The sequence below is a fragment of the Burkholderia sp. ABCPW 111 genome (genome assembly GCF_000773065.1).
Classification (GTDB): Bacteria; Pseudomonadota; Gammaproteobacteria; order Burkholderiales; family Burkholderiaceae; genus Burkholderia; species Burkholderia savannae.
The window spans coordinates 197397-216691 of the sequence record NZ_JPWT01000066.1 but is presented as its reverse complement, the minus strand read 5'-3'; the positions used below and the strand labels follow the sequence as shown (position 1 = coordinate 216691).

The following is a 19295-nucleotide window of genomic DNA, read 5'->3' as shown; positions in this document are numbered from 1 at the left end:
ACATCGCCTCGATCCGCCCCATTCACCGCGCCGAGCGCCGCGCCCAGCGCCAGCCCGAACCGAAGCGGCACATAAAAAAGCGGCGCATCGCGCGCCGCTTCGATCAGCTTTTCATCAGCCGTTTTTGCCGTCCGACGCTCATGATGAGCCCGACGGCGATGCCGAGCGTCGTGAGCGCGGTGCCGCCGTAGCTCATGAACGGCAGCGGCACGCCGACGACGGGCAACACGCCGCTCACCATCCCGATGTTGACGAACGCGTAGACGAAGAACGCGAGCGTGAGCGAGCCGGCGAGCAGCCGCCCGAACAGCGTCGCGCCCTGCGCGGCGATGTAGAGCCCGCGCACGATCAGCGCCATGTAGAGCGTGAGCAGCACGAGCCCGCCGACGAGCCCGAATTCCTCGGAAAACACCGCGAAGATGAAGTCGGTGTGCTTTTCCGGAATGAATTCGAGGTGCGCCTGCGTGCCCTTCAGATAGCCCTTGCCGAGCGGGCCGCCCGAGCCGATCGCGATTACCGCCTGGATCGTGTGGAAGCCCTTGCCGAGCGGGTCGGACGTCGGGTCGAGCAGTGTGCAGACGCGGTGCTTCTGGTAGTCGTGCATCAGCGGCCAGACGACGTCGGGCTGGCAGATGCGCTCCTCGAACACGGCGATCGAGCCGACCGCGATCACGCCGGCAACGAGCACCGGCACGATCAGCCTGAACGACAACCCCGCCAGATAGATCACGAAGAGGCCCGCCGCGAATACGAGGACGGCGGTGCCGAGGTCCGGCTGCTTCGCGATCAGCCCGACGGGCACCATCAGGATTACGAACGCGACGACGAAGTCGTACCAGCGCAGGCTGCTTTCGCGGCGCTGGTAGTACCACGCGAGCATCAGCGGGGTCGCGATCTTGAGGATCTCGGACGGCTGGATCACGACGCCGACGTTCAGCCAGCGCTTCGCCCCCTTCTTCGTCATCCCGAATAGCGCGACCGCGACGAGAAGCGCGACGCCCAACGAATAGAGCGGCACCGCGAAGCGCATCAGCGTCTGCTGCGGGATGTTCGCGATCACCCACATCAGCACGAACGTCAGCATGATGTTGCGCAGCTGGTCCTCGACGCGGCCGGGCATGTCGATGCTCGCGCTGTAGAGCGTGACGATGCCGACGCACAGCAGCAGGAACACGATGAGCGCGAGCGGCCGGTCGAAGCCCTCGAACATCTGCTTGATCTTGTCGAGCGAGGCGCGCTTGTCGAATTGCATGCCTGTCTCCGTTACTCGTCGATGCCGCCCGCCGCCGGCTTGGCGGCGGTGGCGGCGCGGTTGTCGTCCCTCGGGGACTTCCGTTGGTCGGCTGGCGCGGCGGCGGTGGTCGCGGCGTCGCTCGCCGGCGCGCGGCGCGGCTTGCGCGGCGGCAGCCGGCGGGGCGCGGGCGGCGCGCTCGCGGCGCTGCCGGCCGTGGCGGCCGCGCTCGACGCACCGCCGACGGCGCTTGCTGCGCCCATCGCGCCCGCCGTGCCGGCGGCGCTCGCGCCCGTTGTGCGTCCGCTCGCGCTCCCTTGGCCGACATCCGTCCCGCTCGCGCCCGACGTCGAGTCCGCCCCGCTCGCCGCCGCGGGCGCCGGCAGCGGCAGCGCCCTGAAACCGGCCGCGACGCCGACGGGCCTCGTCGCGTCGCCGATCACGGGCGCGTTGACGGGCTCGGTCGCCGACGCGGCCGCCGCGACGGCCGCCGCTTCCGTCGCCGGATTCTTGCGGTCGAGCAGATGGAAATCGAGCACCCGCCGCGCGATCGGGCCCGCGGACTGCGCGCCCCAGCCGCCGTTCTCGACGATCAGCGCGATGGCGATCTGCGGATGGTCGACGGGCGCATATGCGATGAAGAGCGCGTGGTCGCGCAAATGCTCGGCGAGCAGGTGCCCGCGGTAGTTGCCGCCCTGCAGCGAGAACACCTGCGCGGTGCCGGTCTTGCCCGCAGCGAGATACGGCGCGCCGCGGAACACCTTGTATGCGGTGCCGGACGGGCTCTCGACCACGTTCTCCATCCCGCGCTTCACGACGTCGAGATCGTTCTGCTTGAGCGGGATCACGCCGCTTTCCTTCGGCACGGTCAGGTGCCGCGCGCGCGAGATCGGGTTCTCGATCTCCTTCACGAGGTGCGGCTTCATGATGACGCCGTTGTTCGCGAGCGTCGCCGTCGCGTGCGCGAGCTGCAGGATCGTGAACGAGTTGTAGCCCTGGCCGATCCCGAGGCTGATCGTCTCGCCGTCGAACCACTTCTGCTGCGCGGCCTTCTTGAACGTCTTCTTCTTCCATTCGGGCGACGGCAGAATTCCGCGCGCCTCGCCCTGGACATCGATGCCCGTCAGCTGGCCGAAGCCGAACGGCTTCATGAAGTTCGCGATCGCGGTCACGCCGAGATCGCGCGCGAGCATGTAGAAGTACGTGTCGTTCGACACCATGATTGCCCTGTTCATGTCGACCCAGCCCTGGCCCGAGCGCACGTCGTTACGGAACGTGTGGCCGCCGAACGTGAAGTAGCCGGGGTCCTGGAAGCCCCAGCCGGGCGTGCGCTTGCCGAGCGAGAGGCCCGCGAGCGCCATGAACGGCTTGTACGTCGAGCCGGGCGGATAGGTGCCGTGCAGCGGGCGGTTCAGCAGCGGCTTGTCGGGCGAGTTGTTGAGCTCGTCCCAGGTCTGCTGGTCGATGCCGTCGACGAACGAATTCGGATCGAAGCTCGGCGACGACACGAACGCGAGCACGTCGCCCGTCTTCGGCTCGATCGCGACGAGCGCGCCGCGCTTGCCGGCGAACGCCTGCTCGGCGACCTGCTGCAGCCCGATGTCGATCGACAGCACGAGGTTGCTGCCGGGCGTCGCCTGCGTGCGCGACAGCGTGCGCACGGGCCGCCCGCCCGCCGTCACCTCGACTTCCTCGAAGCCCGTGATTCCGTGCAGCTCCGTCTCGTAGCTCTGCTCGACGCCCACCTTGCCGATGTAGTCGGTGCCCTTGTAGTTGTTCGCGTCGCGGCGCGGATCGTAGGTTTCCGGATCGCTGTCGTTCTCGTCGCTCATCGCGTCGATCTTGTCCTGGTCGCGCTTCGAGATCCGGCCGATGTAGCCGATCACGTGCGCGGCCGTCGGGCCGAGCGGATATTGGCGGAACAGGCGCGCGCGCACGTCGACGCCCGGGAAGCGCCAGCGCTGCGCGGTGAAGCGCGCGACTTCGTCGTCGCTCAGGCGCGTGCGGATCGGCAGGCTCTCGAAGTTCTTCGAGTCTTCCTGCAGCTTCTTGAAGCGGCGGCGGTCGCGCGCGTCGATCTGCACGACTTCGGAGAGCGCGTTGATCGTGTTTTCGAGCGTGTCCGTGAGCTTCGACGGCGTGATTTCGAGCGTGTACGCGGAGTAGTTCTTCGCGAGCACGACGCCGTTGCGGTCGGTGATGATTCCGCGGTTCGGGACGATCGGCGCGACCGAGATCCGGTTCTCCTCGGCCTGCAGCGCGTACTTGCCGTGCTGCCAGACTTGCAGGTAGAAGAATCGCGCGGCGAGCAAGCCGAAGCAGACGAACACGAACACGCCCGCCGCCGCGACGCGCAGGCGGAACTTCGAGAGCTGCTGTTGAGTGTCCTTGAATTCGGTCATGCGATTACGGATGAAGGGGCGCGCTTTCGCCTCCGCGCCGGCGCGCCGGACATTGCCGAACACGGCCGGCGCGGTGCGCCCGCCAGGCCTGCGCGAGCCGCCGGGCCGGCGCGCTGCGGCCGCGGTGCGCAGGCGGCGAGCGGGCGGGCGGTTGGTCGGCGGGCGTTCAACGCGAAAATCCTGGCGGCGCGGCGCGTCAGATCGGCCGCGTGTCGTCCGGGTCGACCGGGCGGCGCTGCGGCATCAGCAGCAGCTGGCTCGCGATCGGCCACAGCGCAGCTTCGACGAAGCCGTCGACGAGATAGCTCCAGCCGGGGAACGCGGCGCCCATCAGCAGCCGGATCACGAACGGCACGAGCTGCGCGATCACGAGCAGCGGCGCGACGTAGAAGATCTGCACGCCAAGCGGCAGCCACAGCACGCGCCGGTGGATCGTGATCGCGCCGTACGACAGCAGCGTGTACGCGAGCGCGTGCTCGCCGAGCAGGCCCGCGTCGTGGACGTCCATCAGGATGCCGAGCATGAACGCGACGCCCATGCCGACCTTGCGCGGCTGATGGATGTTCCAGAACAGCACGACGAGCGCGACGAAATCGGGCACGCCCGGAATCCGCCCCCACGGCATCAGGTTCAGCAGGAACGCGGCCGCGAGGCTGAAGACGATGAAGTACGGGTTGACGGGCTGCAGGATGTACTGAGGGCGGCTCATCGCGGCGCTCCTTGCGACGGCGCGGCCGCGGGTTTGAGCGGCGCGGCGGGCTGCGCCGCGCCGGCCGGGCGATTCTGGGCGGCCGCGGGCGGCGGCACCGCAGGCTTCGCGCCCTTGTCGGCGCCCTTGCCCTTGTCCGCGCTTTTATCGGCGGCCTTCGCGTTCTTGTCCGCGCCCTTCGCCGCCTTCTTGCCCTTCGCCGGCTTCGCGTCGCTCGCGGCGTCGTCGGTGGCGGGCCGCGGCGGGATGTCGTTGCGGTAGTGCAGTACGAGCATCTCGCGCGCGCCGCGCACCGCCGCGATCGGCGCGCAGACGACGTGCGCGAAGGCCGTATCGGCGAGCTTGTCGACGCGCACCACCTTCGCGACCGGCAGCCCGGGCGGATAGACGCCGTCGAGGCCGCTCGTCACGAGCTCGTCGCCGGCGAGCAGATCGGCGCTCGTCGGCACGAAGCGCAGATCGAGCGCATCGCCCTTCGGGGTGCCGTAGATCACGCTGCGCAGGCCCGTGCGCAGCACCTGGACGGGAATCGCGAGGTCGCGATCGGTGACGAGCGTGACTTCCGACTGCAGCGGGAACACGCGCGTGACCTGGCCGATCACGCCGTCCTCGTTGACGACGGGCGCGCCGTCCTGGATGCCCGCCTGCGAGCCGTGGCCGATGATGATCTTCTGCGAGAACGGATCGCCCGTGTCGTACTGGATCTCGACGGGCGTCGCCTGCGCGGCGATCTGCTGGCGCAGCTCGAGCACCGCGCGCAGGTGCGCGTTGTCGGCGGCGAGCTGGCCCGCCTGGTTCGCCTGCAGCGACAGCTTCAGGTTGCGGTCGCGCAATTGCTGATTCTCGTGCCGCAGCGCCGAGCTCGTCGTCGCGAGCTCGGTGGCGCCGACGAACAGATCGCGCGGCACGAGCGCCGCGCGCTGCAGCGGATAAAGCACGGTGCCGAGTACGCCGCGGACGATTTCGAGCGTGTTGAAGCGCGCGTCCGAGACGAGGAGCGCGATCGCCAGGACGACGAAGAAGATCAGCCGCGCCAGTGCGGACGGACCTTGTTTGAAGAGGGGCGGCGGACTGTATTCCATGGTCGGCGCCGGGCGCGTGATCGATTTAGATGTTGCTCAGACGCGCGAACGGCGCGGCGGTTCGTTCTAAACGAGCGAGCCTGCCACGCCGCACGAGCGACATACGGATGCCTAGACGATCACTCGTACGAGAAGATGCTGCCGAGCTTGTCCATCCGTTCGAGCGCCATCCCCGAGCCGCGCACGACGCAGGTGAGCGGGTCCTCGGCGACGAGCACGGGCAGGCCGGTTTCCTCGGCGAGCAGGCGGTCGAGGTCGCGCAGCAGCGCGCCGCCGCCCGTCAGCATCATCCCGCGCTCGGCAATGTCGGCGCCGAGTTCCGGCGGCGTCTGCTCGAGCGCGATCTTCACCGACGACACGATCTGGTTCAGCGGATCGGTGAGCGCCTCGAGGATTTCGTTGCTGGAGATCGTGAAGCTGCGCGGAATGCCTTCCGACAGGTTGCGGCCCTTCACTTCCATTTCCTTGACTTCGGAGCCCGGGAACGCGGAGCCGATCTCCTTCTTGATCGCCTCGGCGGTCTGCTCGCCGATCAGCATCCCGTAGTTGCGGCGGATGTAGTTGACGATCGCTTCGTCGAACTTGTCGCCGCCGACGCGCACCGAGCCCTTGTACACGATGCCGCCGAGCGAGATCACGCCGACTTCGGTCGTGCCGCCGCCGATATCGACGACCATCGAGCCGGTGGCTTCCGACACCGGCAGGCCGGCGCCGATCGCGGCCGCCATCGGCTCCTCGATCAGGTAGACCTGCGACGCGCCCGCGCCGTGGGCCGCTTCCTTGATCGCGCGGCGCTCGACCTGCGTCGAGCCGCACGGCACGCAGATGATGATGCGCGGCGACGGCGAGAACATGCGCGACTCGTGCGCAGTCTTGATGAACTGCTTGATCATCTGCTCGGTGACGGTGAAGTCGGCGATCACGCCGTCTTTCATCGGACGAATCGCCTCGATGTTGCCCGGCACCTTGCCCAGCATCTGCTTCGCTTCCTTGCCGACTGCTTGAATCGTTTTCTTGCCGTTCGGGCCGCCTTCCTGGCGGATCGACACGACGGACGGCTCATCGAGCACGATGCCCTTGCCGCGCATGTAGATCAGGGTGTTTGCGGTGCCGAGATCGATCGCGAGATCGTTGGAGAAATAGCTGCGCAAAAAACCGAACATTCAGAATCCTGTTTCGCTCTGGGGCCGGCCCCATGCGGACATGGCGCGAAGGGCGGCAGCGGAAAAATAACAGCCTCGGATCGGGCGGGAGCGGCCGCCTGAAAACCGCGAAGCTGCGAATGAAATCTTCCGGGACCGGCGCGAAGCCCGCGCGGCTTCGTCAAAGCGGCGGCGGCGCGGCAAGGGCAGTCCGGGTCTGGGTCGAACGCGTAATGATACCTTATAATTTCGCTGTATTTGAACCGAAACAGGCTGTATTTTCGCCGCTTCGCCCCCGATTTTTGAGGGTTCGATCGAGCCTTCCAACCCCTGACGCAACGCAAGTTTCACGCTGCGCCAAGCCCTTGTTTTCCGGTGACCGCATGGCTTTGACCCTGACCGATGTGAAACGCATCGCGCACCTCGCGCGGCTCGAAATGGCCGACGCCGACGCCGAGCACACGCTGGCCCAGCTCAACGAGTTCTTCGGCCTCGTCGAGCAGATGCAGGCTGTCGACACGACGGGCATCGCGCCGCTCGCGCACCCGATCGAGCAGATCCAGGCCGTCGCGCAGCGACTGCGCGACGACGCCGTCACGGAGCGCGTGAATCGCGACGACAATCAGCGCCCGGCCCCGGCCGTCCAGGACGGCCTGTACCTCGTGCCGAAGGTGATCGAGTAAACGCTCGAATTCGGGCCGCATCCGTCGCCGCAATCGCAACCGCAATCGCGCCTTCGGCCCGGCCGCCCGATTCGCCAGCTTGTTCGCCCGGGCGCGCGCTTCTCGCCGCGCGCCGAAGAATCCAGGAAACCCACGCAATGCACGCAAAAAGCCTGACCGAACTGCGCGCCGCGCTCGACGCCAAGGAATGCTCGGCCGTCGAGCTGGCGCAGCACTATTTGAAACGGATCGACGCCGCGCGCGATCTGAACGCGTTCGTCCACGTCGACGCGGATCTCACGCTCGCGCAGGCGAAGGCCGCCGACGCCGCGCTCGCGCAGGGCGCGGCCGGCCCGCTGACGGGGCTGCCGATCGCGCACAAGGACGTGTTCGTCACGCGCGGCTGGCGCTCGACCGCCGGCTCGAAGATGCTCGCGAACTACACGAGCCCGTTCGACGCGACCGTCGTCGAGCGCCTCGCGAAGGCGGGCATGGTCACGCTCGGCAAGACCAACATGGACGAGTTCGCGATGGGCTCGTCGAACGAGAACTCGGCGTTCGGCCCGGTGAAGAACCCGTGGGACACGAGCGCGGTGCCGGGCGGCAGCTCGGGCGGCAGCTCGGCCGCCGTCGCCGCGCGCCTCGCGCCCGCCGCGACGGGCACCGACACGGGCGGCTCGATCCGCCAGCCGGCGTCGTTCGCCGGCGTGACGGGCATCAAGCCGACGTACGGGCGCGTGTCGCGCTACGGAATGATCGCGTTCGCGTCGTCGCTCGATCAGGGCGGCCCGATGGCGCAGACGGCCGCCGACTGCGCGCTCATGCTGAACGCGATGGCGGGCTTCGACGAGCGCGACTCGACGAGCCTCGAGCGCGATGGCGAGGATTTCGCGCGCCACCTCGGCAAGACCTGGTCGGCCGGCGGCGATGCGGGCAAGCCGCTCGCCGGCCTGCGCATCGGCCTGCCGAACGAGTATTTCGGCGCGGGTCTCGCCGACGACGTGCGCGCGGCGATCGACGCGGCGCTCAAGGCTTACGAAGCGCTCGGCGCGACGCTCGTGCCGGTGTCGCTGCCGAAGACGGAGCTGTCGATTCCCGTCTATTACGTGATCGCGCCCGCCGAGGCGTCGTCGAACCTGTCGCGCTTCGACGGCGTGCGCTACGGCCACCGCGCGGCGGAATACCGCGACCTGCTCGACATGTACAAGAAGTCGCGCGCGCAAGGCTTCGGCCCCGAGGTGAAGCGCCGGATTCTGGTCGGCGCGTACGTGCTGTCGCACGGCTACTACGATGCGTATTACCTGCAGGCGCAGAAGATCCGGCGCATCATCGCTCAGGATTTCCAGGAAGCGTTCAAGTCCTGCGACGTGATCATGGGCCCGGCGTCGCCGACCGTCGCATGGGACATCGGCGCGAAGGGCGACGACCCCGTCCAGATGTATCTCGCGGACATCTACACGCTGTCGGTGAGCCTCGCGGGCCTGCCCGGCATGAGCGTGCCGTGCGGCTTCGGCGCGAACGCGAAGCGTCCGGTCGGTCTGCAGATCATCGGCAACTATTTCGACGAGGCCCGGATGCTGCAGGTGGCCGACGCGTTCCAGCGCGCGACCGACTGGCATAAACAGAAACCGGCAGGAGTGTGAGCATGACCCAGTGGGAAGTCGTTATCGGCCTCGAGACGCACGCGCAGCTGTCGACCGTCTCGAAGATTTTCTCGGGCGCGTCGACGCAGTTCGGCGCGGAACCGAACACGCAGGCTTGCCCGGTCGACCTCGCGCTGCCGGGCGTGCTGCCCGTGCTGAACCGCGGCGCGGTCGAGCGGGCGATCCGCTTCGGCCTCGCGATCGGCGCGACGGTCGCGCCGCGCAGCATCTTCGCGCGGAAGAATTACTTCTACCCGGATCTGCCGAAGGGCTATCAGATCAGCCAGTACGAGATCCCGGTCGTGCAGGGCGGCCAGATCACGATCCAGGTGCCCGCCAACGAAAAGGCCGGCAAGGACGCGTATTCGAAGACGGTCAACCTGACCCGCGCGCATCTGGAAGAAGATGCGGGCAAGTCGCTGCACGAGGACTTCGCGGGGATGACGGGCATCGACCTGAACCGCGCGGGCACGCCGCTGCTCGAAATCGTCACCGAGCCGGAAATGCGCAGCGCGGCTGAAGCGGTCGCGTATGCGAAGGCGCTGCACGGCCTCGTCGTGTGGCTCGGCATTTGCGACGGCAACATGCAGGAAGGGTCGTTTCGCTGCGACGCGAACGTGTCGGTGCGCCCGGTCGGCCAGGAGAAGTTCGGCACGCGCGCCGAGATCAAGAACCTGAACTCGTTCCGCTTCCTCGAGGAAGCGATCAACTTCGAGGTGCGCCGCCAGATCGAGCTGATCGAGGACGGCGGCGAAGTCGTGCAGGAAACGCGCCTGTACGACCCGGACAAGCGCGAGACGCGCTCGATGCGCAGCAAGGAAGACGCGCACGACTACCGCTACTTCCCCGATCCGGACCTGATGCCGCTCGTGATCGGCGCGGACTGGGTCGAGCGCGTGAGGGGCGAGATGCCCGAGCTGCCGGCCGCGATGCAGCAGCGCTTCGTCGAGCAGTACGGCGTGTCCGCCTATGACGCGGGCGTGCTGACGTCGAGCAAGGCGATGGCCGCGTACTTCGAGGCGGTGGTCGCGAAGGCCGGCGCGGCGAACGCGAAGATCGCCGCGAACTGGCTGATGGGCGACGTGTCGTCGCAGTTGAACCGCGACGGCATCGAAATCGATGCGTGCCCGGTGTCGGCCGCGCAGCTCGCGCTCGTGCTGCAGCGGATCGCCGACGGCACGATCTCGAACAAGATCGCGAAGGAAATCTTCGTGACGATCTGGGACGAGAAGGCGGCCGACGAAGGCGCGGCCGACCGCATCATCGACGCGAAGGGCCTGAAGCAGATTTCCGACACGGGCGCGCTCGAGGCGATCATCGACGAGGTGCTCGCCGCGAACGCGAAATCGGTCGAGGAATTCCGCGCGGGCAAGGAAAAGGCGTTCAACGCGCTCGTCGGCCAGGCGATGAAGGCGACGAAGGGCAAGGCGAACCCGCAGCAGGTCAACGAGCTCCTGAAAAAGAAGCTCGGCTGAGCGGGCGGCGCCGGATTGAAGCCGAACTGAAGCAAGCGGGCCGCCGCCGAACCGGCGTTCGGGGCGGCCCGCTCGCGTTTCGCGAAGCGCCGGGCCGCGCTTCGTGCAACACGAAAGGAGGTGCCGATGGCCAAGCAACCGTCGCTTGACGACTACTGCGTGCCGTATCACACGCGCGAAAAAGAAGCCGCCGCATTCGCGCTCGACGCGTTCGATCCGGCCGCGAAGCCGTTTTCGAGCGGGGCGAAGGAAACCGACCGCGAGCGGCTCTCCGCCGTCGCGTTGCAGCTCGACGCGCTGCAGGAGCGCCTGCATACGCAGCGGCACAAGCGGATGCTGCTCGTGCTGCAAGGGATGGACACGAGCGGCAAGGACGGCACCGTGCGCGCGGTGTTCCACGAAGTCGATCCGCTCGGGCTGCGCATCGTGTCGTTCAAGGCGCCGACGTCGGTCGAGCTCGCGCACGATTTCCTGTGGCGCGTCCACGCGCAGGTGCCCGCCGCGGGCGAGCTGACGATCTTCAATCGCAGCCATTACGAGGATGTCCTCGTGCCCCGCGTGACGGGCGCGATCGACAAGGCCGAGTGCGAGCGGCGCTACAAGCAGATCCGGCAGTTCGAGGAGATGCTCGCCGAATCCGGCACGCGGGTCGTCAAATGCTTCCTGCACATCTCGAAGGACGAGCAGCGCGCTCGGCTGCAGGCGCGCATCGACGATCCGAACAAGCACTGGAAGTTCGATATTTCGGATCTCGAAGCGCGCAAGCACTGGGACGCGTATCAGGCCGCGTACCGCGACGCGCTCGTCGCGACGTCGGCCGAGCATGCGCCGTGGTACGTGATTCCGGCCGATTCGAAGACGCATCGCAACGTGATGATCGCCGAGCTGCTGCAGCGCGAGCTGACCGCGATGAAGCTCGAATATCCGCCCGCGAAGCCCGAGCTCGCCGGCATCAGAATCCAATAAACCGCAACGAAATCACTGGACGGAATTCACCATGCTGCGTGTCATCACCGCGAATCTGAACGGCATCCGCTCGGCCGCGAAAAAGGGCTTCTTCGACTGGCTTGGCGAGCAGAACGCCGATTGCGTTTGCGTGCAGGAAATCAAGGTGTCGGCGGACGATCTGCCCGCCGAGTTCGTCGGGCCGCACGGCTTCAGGAGCTACTTCCACCACGCGGAGAAGAAGGGCTACAGCGGCGCGGGCCTTTACTCGCGCCGCGAGCCCGACGACGTGATCATCGGCTACGGCAGCAGCGAGTTCGATTCGGAGGGCCGCTATGTCGAGGCGCGCTTCGGCAAGCTGTCGGTGGTGTCGGTGTACGTGCCGTCCGGTTCGAGCGGCGACGAGCGCCAGCAGGCGAAGTATCGCTTCATGGACGAGTTCATGCCGCACCTCGCCGAGCTGAAGGCGAAGCGCGAAGTGATCCTGTGCGGCGACGTGAACATCGTCCACAAGGAAATCGACATCAAGAACTGGAAGAGCAATCAGAAGAACTCCGGCTGCCTGCCGGAGGAGCGCGCGTGGCTCACGAAGCTGTTCGACGAAGTCGGCTATGTCGACGTGTTCCGCACGCTCGATTCGCGGCCCGAGCAGTACACGTGGTGGAGCAATCGCGGCCAGGCGTACGCGAAGAACGTCGGGTGGCGGATCGATTACCAGATCGCGACGCCGGGCATTGCCGGCACGGCGAAAAGCACGTCGATCTTCCGCGACGTCAAGTTCAGCGATCACGCGCCGCTCACGGTCGATTACGACTACAAGTGACGCGGCGGGCGGTCGCGCCGGCTCGCTTCTGCGAGAGCGGGCCGGGCGATCGTCGCGAGCGGGTGGCGACGACGGAAAGAAAAACGGGCCGCGCGTGCGGCCCGTTTTTTTTGCGGCTTGCGTTGCGGTGAGATGGGGGCGATGCTGCACGACGCACGACGCACGACGCACGACGCACGACGCACGACGCACGACGCACGACGCACGACGCACGACGCACGACGCACCGCGCCCGGCGTCTCGAACGGCGCGCGACGCGCCGGATCGATTCCGCTACGCGCCGGCGCGCCGGTCGGGCGAGCAGCCGCTCGTCACGCCGCGAGCTTCGGCTTGATCGACCCGATGTCGATCACGAAGCGGTACTTCACGTCGCTCTTCAGCATCCGCTCGTACGCTGCGTTGAGCTGCGACATCGGAATCACTTCGATGTCCGACGTGATTCCATGCCGCGCGCAGAAATCGAGCATCTCCTGCGTCTCGGCGATGCCGCCGATCAGCGAGCCCGCGAGGCGGCGGCGCTTGTAGATCAGGTTGAAGACCCGCGGCGACGGATGATCGTGCTCCGGCGCGCCGACGAGCGTCATCGTGCCGTCGCGCTTCAGCAGGTGGAGGAACGGATTCAGATCGTGCTGCGCGGCGACCGTGTTCAAAATGAAGTCGAAGCTGTTCAGATGCGCATTCATCTGCGCTTCGTTCTTCGAAATGACGACTTCGTGCGCGCCGAGCCGCTTGCCGTCCTCGATCTTCGGCGGCGATGTCGTGAACAGCACGACGTGCGCGCCCATCGCGCGCGCGAGCTTCACGCCCATGTGGCCAAGGCCGCCCAGGCCGACGATGCCGACCTTCTTGCCGGGCCCCGCGCCCCACTGGCGCAGCGGCGAATACGTGGTGATCCCCGCGCAGAGGAGCGGCGCCGCGCCCGCCGGATCGAGCGTGTCGGGCACGCGCAGCACGAACGCCTCGTCGACGACGACCTGCGTCGAGTAGCCGCCGTACGTGATGTCGCCCGTCGCGCGGTCGCGGCCGTTGTACGTGCCGACGAAACCGTTCTCGCAATACTGCTCGAGCCCTTCCGCGCAGCTCGGGCACGTGCGGCACGAATCGACGAGGCAGCCGACGCCGACGAGCTCGCCCGCCTTGAAGCGCGTGACCTGCGGGCCGACGGCCGTCACGCGGCCGACGATCTCATGGCCCGGCACCACCGGGTACGTCGTGTTCTTCCATTCGTTGCGGGCCTGGTGGAGATCGGAATGGCAGACGCCGCAGTAGAGGATCTCGATCTGCACGTCGAGATCGCGCAGCGCGCGGCGCTGGAATTCGAACGGCGCGAGCGGCGTCGTGGCGCTCGTTGCCGCGTAAGCGTAAGTCGTGCTCATGAAGGCTCCTGACTCGAAAAGACACGCGCCGCGCGCGGCCGCGGAATGCGGAGGCGCAGCGGCACGGGGCACATCGTAAGCACGGGGGTACGCGCGCGGAATACCTGAAGATCTCGAAGGTTTGCCTATTTCTCTCGAATGCCGGGCAAAGTGCGGAAAAAAGGCTTGTCCGGTGCTAGATAGCAAGCCTGATTCTCTTGCAGTCCGAAGGAAGTCCGATGAGCTTCGAACCCCTTTTCCACGACGGCGGCGCGCATCTGCGGCGTCGCATCCTCGCGCTGTTCGACCGGCTCGCGCCGAACGAAGGCTATACGCACGCCGCGATCGACGGCGTGCGCTTCATTCGCTCGAACCGGCCGGTGCCGCGAATGCCGGTGCTGTACGAGCCGAGCATCGTCGTCGTCTGCCAGGGGCGCAAGCGCGGCTATGTCGGCGAGCAGACCTTCGTCTACGACGCGCAGCAGTATCTGGTGCTGTCGGTGCCGCTGCCGTTCGAATGCGAGACGTTCGCGACGCCGGAGGAGCCGTTCCTCGCGCTGTCGATTCGCATCGATCTCGCGGTGATCGCCGAGCTCGCGATCCTGCTCGACGAGACGCACGGCGCGTCGATCAGCGAGCCGCGCGGCGTTTACTCGACGCCGCTCGACGCGCCGCTCGCGGACGCGGTGCTGCGCCTGCTCGAGACGCTCGCGTCGCCCGCCTACACGCGCGTGCTCGGCCCGGCGATCATGCGCGAGATCGGCTACCGCGTGTTGACGGGCGCGCAAGGCGACGCGATTCGCGCGGCGCTCGCGCAGCAACATCACTTCGGCCGCGTCGCGAAGGCGCTGCGGCGGATTCACGCGGACCTGAGCGGCGAGCTCGACGTGGAGACGCTCGCGAGCGAAGCGGGGATGAGCGTCGCCGTGTTTCATGCGCAGTTCAAGAGCGTGACGGCGAGCTCGCCGATGCAGTACGTGAAGGCGACGCGGCTTCATCATGCGCGGCTGATGATGGTGCAGGACGGATTGAGCGCGGGCGCGGCGGCGGCGCGGGTGGGCTATGCGAGCGCGTCGCAGTTCAGCCGCGAGTTCAAGCGGCTGTTCGGACGCAGCCCGAGCGACGAAGTGCGCTGGGTGCAGGCGGGCGGCCGGCAGCCGATCGCGCTCGAGGCGGGGGAATGACGGAGGGGCGTGACGGGCGGCGCGAACGCGCTGGGGGACTCGCGCAAGCGGCTCGACCAAGGCGGCCTGCCGGCCCGGGCTGCGGGCGCAAACCGCGGAGCCGACCGCGGGCGCGACGCGGTGCGGGAGAGTTCGTGAGGCGCGTTGCCCGGCCTTCGCCGATCAGCCGCGGCCGTTCAACTTTCGCCGTTCAACCTTTGCCGTCTGGCGATTCACCGTTCGGCGATTCATCGCCTAGCGATTTCCCGCCGCGGTGCCGCGCTGCTTCGCGCCGTCCGCGCCCGCGGCGCTCGCGTCGGCATGCTTGTCGAGCGCTTTCTTGTAGAGCGGCATCAGGTCCGCAAGGCGCTTGCGCAGATCGTTGCGGCGTCGCGTATCGTACGGATGCGCGTAGATGAAGCCGCTTTCCTTGTCGGCGCGCGTCGCGACCGCGAGCTTGTCCCACAGCGTGATCGCCGCGCGCGGATCGAAGCCCGCGCGCGCGGCGATGTCGCCGCCGATCACGTCGGCTTCGGTTTCGTCGGTCGGATCGTAGCGGACCGATGCGAAGCGCTCGACGACGCCGAGCGGCGCGGGCAGCGGGTCCGACAGTCCGAAGAGCGGCGGCAGCGGCGTCGCGCCGGTGCCGAGCGACGCGGCCTGCTGCTCGCCGAGGCTCGAGCGCGCGTGCTCGCGCAGCGCGTGCGCGATCTCGTGCGCGAACAGCACGCCGAGTTCGTCGTCGGTGAGGCGCAGCCGGTCGAGCAGCCCGCTGTCGACGAGCACCTTGCCGCCCGGCAGGCAGAACGCGCGAATCGAGCGCGAGCGCAGCACCTCGATTTCCCAGCCCCAGCCCTTCACGCGCTCGCTCCACTTGACCGCATACGGCGCGAGCCGCGTGACGATCGCGCGCAGCCGCTTCACGCGCGCGCTGTTCGGCGGCAGCAGGCGGTCGCGCTGCGCGGCGTCCTGCACGGTCTGCCGGTATTCGTTGTCGGTCAGCTGCTCGAGCAGCGGCGACGGAATCAGGCTGCGGAACACGATCGCATTGCCGTAGCGCACCTGCTGATCGCCGAGCCCGTACGGCTGCGGGCTGCCGGCTGCGGGCGCCGCGGCCGGAGCCGCGGGCGTGGCGACGAGCGGCGCGCTCGGCGGCGGCGCGGACGGCGCGCCGTTGTCGGCGACGATGACCGGCTCGGCCATGCACAGCTCGAGCCCGAGCGCCGGGCCGGCTACGCCGAGCGCGACGCCGCCCGCGAACGTGAGCGCGGCGCGGGCGGCGCGCAGCTTAGCCTGCACGGGCGGCCTCGTTGCGGGGCATGCTGCCGTTCCACGGCGCGATCTTGAACAGCAGCAGCATGCCGGGGATGCCGAGCGCCGCGCAGACGAGGAAATAGTCGAACCAGCCGATCTGCGACACGATGAAGCCGCTCGACGCCGACGCGAGCGTGCGCGGCACCGACGCGAGGCTCGTGAACAGCGCGAATTGCGTCGCCGTGTAGCGCGGGTCCGTCGTGCTCGCGATGTACGCGGTGAACGCGGCGAGCGTGAGGCCCGTGGAAAATGTCTCGAAGCCGTAGATGGCCGCCATCAGCACGGCGTCCGGGCCCGCCTTCGCGAGCCACGCGAAGCCGAGCGTCGACACGATCTGCAGGACCCCGAAGATCCACAGCCCGCGCGCGATGCCGATCTTCACGAGCCACACGCCGCCGATGATGCCGCCCGCGAGGCTCGCCCAGAACGCGGTCGTTTTCGCGATCACGCCGATCTGCGTCTTGTTGAAGCCGAGGTCGAGGAAGAACGACGTCGACAGCGTCGTCGCCATCGTGTCGCCGAGCTTGTAGAGGAAGATGAAGCCGAGCACGAGCAGCGCGCCGCGCCAGCCGTCGCGGCCGATGAATTCGCGAAACGGCAGGACCACCGCGTCCGACAGGCTCTTCGGCGGCGCGCCGTGCACGTCGGGTTCGCGCACGACGAGCGTCATCAAGATGCCGGGCAGCATGAACGCGGCCGTGAGCGCGAACACGGCGTCCCACGGCAGGTGATCGGACAGGATCAGCGACAGCGAGCCGGGAATCAGCGCCGCGACCTTGTACGCGTTCACGTGCACCGCGTTGCCCAGGCCCTGCTCGGTATCGCGCAGCAATTCGCGGCGGTATGCGTCGATCACGATATCGGCGCTCGCGCCGAAGAACGCGACGAGCGTCGTCAGCGCGGCGACCGTCCAGATCGATTCGCGCGGCGACACGAAGCCGAGCGCCGCGATCGCAACGGCGACGAGCAACTGCGTGACGAGCATCCAGCCGCGCCGCCGCCCCGGCCGCCAGCCGGGCAGGCGCGGGATGAAGCGGTCCATCAGCGGCGCCCACAGGAACTTCCACGTGTAGGGGAACTGAATGAGCGCGAAGAGGCCGATCTCCTTCAGGTTCACGCCTTCCGAGCGCAGCCAGGCTTGCACCAGGTAGACGAGGGTGAAGAGCGGCAGTCCCGACGTGAAGCCGAGAAAGACGCAGATCAGCATGTGCGTGTTCAGAAACGCGCGCCAGCCCGGGTGGTCCTCGTGGGCGTTGAGGGCGGGCGCGTCGTGCGGTGGTTTGGTCATCGAACTAAATACTAGGGTTGTCTCCGCTTGACGCGGTAGACCGCAAGACTACCACGCCAGTTCACTCCCCATCGAATCGGCTGCCCTTCGTGCAGCACCGCGCGGTCGAGAATCTCGACGCCGACTTCGGGCGCGAGCGCCTCGAAATCCTTGATCGTCAGCACCCGCACGTTCGGTGTGTTGTGCCACTGGTAAGGCAGCGATTTCGATACCGGCATGCGGCCGCGCAGCACCGACAGCCGGTGCGCCCAATAGCCGAAGTTCGGGAACGACACGATGCATTCGCGGCCGACGCGCGCGGTCTCGCGCAAGATCGCGGCCGTCTGGTGGATCGTCTGCAGCGTCTGCGACAGGATCGCGAAATCGAAGCTGTGATCCTCGAAGAGGCGCAGGCCGTCCTCGAGATTCTGCTGGATCACGTTGATGCCGTTCTTCACGCTCGCGAGCACGCCGGCATCGTTGATCTCGACGCCGTAGCCCGATACTTCGAGCTCCTCGGAGAGGAGCGACAGCAGCGACCCGTCGCCGCAGCCGAGATCGAGCACCGTCGAGCGCGGCTCGACCCAGCGCGCGATCGCGCGAAAGTCCGCGCGTGCGGACAGCGTGTTCAGCGCCTGTTGGTTCATGCGCCCACCTCCTCGGCAATTCGTTCGTAATAGGCGCGCACCAGGTTGTGATAGCGCGCGTCGTCGAGCAGGAACGCGTCGTGCCCGTGCGGCGCATCGATCTCCGCGTACGACACCGCGCGCCGGTTGTCGAGCAGCGCCTTCACGATCTCGCGCGAGCGCGCGGGCGCGAAGCGCCAGTCGGTCGTGAAGCCCGCGACGAGATACTTCGCCTTGGTATGCGCGAGCGCCGCCGTCAGGTTGCCGTCGAACGCCTTCGCCGGATCGAAGTAGTCGAGCGCGCGCGTGATGAGCAGGTACGTGTTCGCGTCGAAGTAGTCGGCGAACTTGTCGCCCTGGTAGCGCAGGTACGACTCGACTTCGAACTCGACGTCGAAGTTGAAGTTGTACGCGTCGAGCGCGCCGTCCGAGCGGCGCAGCGCCCGGCCGAATTTCTCGGCCATGTCGTCGTCGGACAGATACGTGATGTGGCCGATCATCCGCGCGACGCGCAGGCCCCGCCGCGGCTTCACGCCATGCGCGTAGTAGTCGCCGCCGTGGAAATCGGGGTCCGACAGGATCGCCGAGCGCGCGACCTCGTTGAACGCGATGTTCTGCGCGGACAGCTTCGGCGTCGACGCGATGTCGATGCAATGCGCGACCCGCTCCGGATACAGGAGGCTCCACGCGAGCGCCTGCATTCCGCCGAGGCTGCCGCCCATCACCGCGGCGAAGCGCTCGATGCCGAACGCGTCGGCGACGCGCGCCTGCGCATGCACCCAGTCCTCGACCGTCACGACCGGAAAGCGCGCGCCGTACGGCGTGCCCGTTGCGGGATCGATGCTCATCGGCCCGGTCGAGCCGAAACACGAGCCGAGATTGTTGACGCCGATCACGAAGAAGCGGGTCGTGTCGAGCGGTTTGCCGGGGCCGACCATGTTGTCCCACCAGCCGGTGTTGCGCGGATCGTCCGCGTAGACGCCCGCGACGTGGTGCGACGCGTTGAGCGCGTGGCAGACGAGCACCGCGTTCGAGCGCGCGGCGTTGAGCTCGCCGTAGGTCTCGACGACGAGCTGATAGTTGCCGAGCACGCTGCCGCTTTGCAGGCGCAGCGGTTCGGCGAAATGCATGGTTTGTGGAGCGACGATGCCGATCGATTCCATTCGTTCCGCCTTATGACTGGGCGGCTAAATGGTTGTCGGGCGTGCGCGGGAAGCGGGGAGCCGGCTGACGACCTCTTTAGCCGCATTTGTACTGAACCGCCGGGACGGAGCCCCGGCCGGTTCGCGCGCCCGCAATCGAGTCAGCAAATCGGCGCGCTTTCCGAGCATCGCCGCGAAGCGACGACGACAACAACAACAATCGGGCAAGTATAACGGAAAAACTTCGGCGTCGCGGCGAGGGCGTGCCGAGCGCCAGGCGTTTGGCTTCGGGCGCGAAGCGCGGTAATGCCCGC

At 67.7% G+C, this 19295-nt stretch carries 16 protein-coding genes; 6 read left to right on the top strand and 10 right to left on the bottom strand.

What is annotated here, in order from left to right; genetic code table 11:
* Positions 1–103 precede the first annotated feature (103 nt).
* The 5 genes from rodA to X946_RS14305 all read right to left on the bottom strand — a co-directional run bounded on the left by rodA (position 104) and on the right by X946_RS14305 (position 6587).
* Positions 104–1252 carry a rod shape-determining protein RodA gene (gene rodA / locus X946_RS14325; protein ID WP_038748578.1) on the bottom strand — a complete coding sequence of 383 codons (1149 nt, stop codon included), beginning with the start codon at positions 1250–1252 and terminating at the stop codon, positions 104–106.
* Positions 1253–1263: 11 nt separating this feature from the next.
* Positions 1264–3633 (bottom strand): penicillin-binding protein 2, encoded by a 2370-nt coding sequence (gene mrdA, locus X946_RS14320; RefSeq protein ID WP_038748577.1) that lies wholly within the window; start codon positions 3631–3633, stop codon positions 1264–1266.
* A gap of 196 nt (positions 3634–3829) precedes the next feature.
* On the bottom strand, positions 3830–4342 hold the full coding sequence (gene mreD, locus X946_RS14315; protein ID WP_038748576.1) for a rod shape-determining protein MreD: 513 nt from the start codon (positions 4340–4342) through the stop codon (positions 3830–3832).
* Positions 4339–5424 carry a rod shape-determining protein MreC gene (mreC, locus tag X946_RS14310; RefSeq protein ID WP_038748575.1) on the bottom strand — a complete coding sequence of 362 codons (1086 nt, stop codon included), beginning with the start codon at positions 5422–5424 and terminating at the stop codon, positions 4339–4341. Before mreC ends, mreD begins: the two co-directional genes overlap by 4 nt.
* A gap of 119 nt (positions 5425–5543) precedes the next feature.
* Entirely contained in the window at positions 5544–6587 is a 1044-nt protein-coding gene (locus X946_RS14305) for a rod shape-determining protein (RefSeq protein WP_004189550.1), read from the bottom strand.
* Positions 6588–6949: 362 nt separating this feature from the next.
* Here X946_RS14305 and gatC point away from each other — a divergent pair, with 362 nt between their 5' ends.
* The 5 genes from gatC (at position 6950) to X946_RS14280 (ending at position 12114) form a co-directional block, all read left to right on the top strand.
* Positions 6950–7249 carry an Asp-tRNA(Asn)/Glu-tRNA(Gln) amidotransferase subunit GatC gene (gene gatC / locus X946_RS14300; RefSeq protein WP_038748574.1) on the top strand — a complete coding sequence of 100 codons (300 nt, stop codon included), beginning with the start codon at positions 6950–6952 and terminating at the stop codon, positions 7247–7249.
* A 137-nt stretch (positions 7250–7386) separates the two neighbouring features.
* Positions 7387–8871, top strand: a complete 1485-nt coding sequence (gene gatA, locus X946_RS14295; RefSeq protein WP_038748573.1) for an Asp-tRNA(Asn)/Glu-tRNA(Gln) amidotransferase subunit GatA — start codon at positions 7387–7389, stop codon at positions 8869–8871.
* Positions 8872–8873: 2 nt separating this feature from the next.
* The gene (gene gatB, locus X946_RS14290; RefSeq protein ID WP_038748572.1) at positions 8874–10346 is read left to right on the top strand and encodes an Asp-tRNA(Asn)/Glu-tRNA(Gln) amidotransferase subunit GatB; all 1473 of its coding nucleotides are present in this window, start codon (positions 8874–8876) and stop codon (positions 10344–10346) included.
* A gap of 126 nt (positions 10347–10472) precedes the next feature.
* Positions 10473–11312, top strand: a complete 840-nt coding sequence (locus tag X946_RS14285) for a PPK2 family polyphosphate kinase (protein WP_038748571.1) — start codon at positions 10473–10475, stop codon at positions 11310–11312.
* A 31-nt stretch (positions 11313–11343) separates the two neighbouring features.
* Positions 11344–12114, top strand: a complete 771-nt coding sequence (locus X946_RS14280) for an exodeoxyribonuclease III (protein ID WP_038748570.1) — start codon at positions 11344–11346, stop codon at positions 12112–12114.
* A gap of 311 nt (positions 12115–12425) precedes the next feature.
* On the opposite strand, the gene X946_RS14275 is transcribed toward X946_RS14280, so the two are convergent.
* The gene (locus X946_RS14275) at positions 12426–13490 is read right to left on the bottom strand and encodes an NAD(P)-dependent alcohol dehydrogenase (protein ID WP_038748569.1); all 1065 of its coding nucleotides are present in this window, start codon (positions 13488–13490) and stop codon (positions 12426–12428) included.
* A gap of 218 nt (positions 13491–13708) precedes the next feature.
* On the opposite strand from X946_RS14275, the gene X946_RS14270 reads away from it, so the two are divergent.
* Entirely contained in the window at positions 13709–14653 is a 945-nt protein-coding gene (locus X946_RS14270) for an AraC family transcriptional regulator (protein WP_038748568.1), read from the top strand.
* A 234-nt stretch (positions 14654–14887) separates the two neighbouring features.
* Here the strand turns inward: X946_RS14270 and X946_RS14265 are convergent, their stop codons facing one another.
* The 4 genes from X946_RS14265 to metX are packed head-to-tail and all read right to left on the bottom strand — an operon-like array spanning position 14888 to position 19002.
* A complete protein-coding gene (locus X946_RS14265; RefSeq protein ID WP_038748567.1) occupies positions 14888–15931 on the bottom strand; it encodes a M48 family metallopeptidase in 1044 nt (347 codons plus the stop codon).
* Entirely contained in the window at positions 15921–17234 is a 1314-nt protein-coding gene (locus tag X946_RS14260; protein WP_038748566.1) for an AmpG family muropeptide MFS transporter, read from the bottom strand. Before X946_RS14260 ends, X946_RS14265 begins: the two co-directional genes overlap by 11 nt.
* 11 nt (positions 17235–17245) lie before the next feature.
* On the bottom strand, positions 17246–17860 hold the full coding sequence (gene metW, locus X946_RS14255) for a methionine biosynthesis protein MetW (RefSeq protein ID WP_038748565.1): 615 nt from the start codon (positions 17858–17860) through the stop codon (positions 17246–17248).
* The gene (gene metX, locus X946_RS14250; protein ID WP_038748564.1) at positions 17857–19002 is read right to left on the bottom strand and encodes a homoserine O-succinyltransferase MetX; all 1146 of its coding nucleotides are present in this window, start codon (positions 19000–19002) and stop codon (positions 17857–17859) included. Before metX ends, metW begins: the two co-directional genes overlap by 4 nt.
* Positions 19003–19295: the final 293 nt, after the last annotated feature.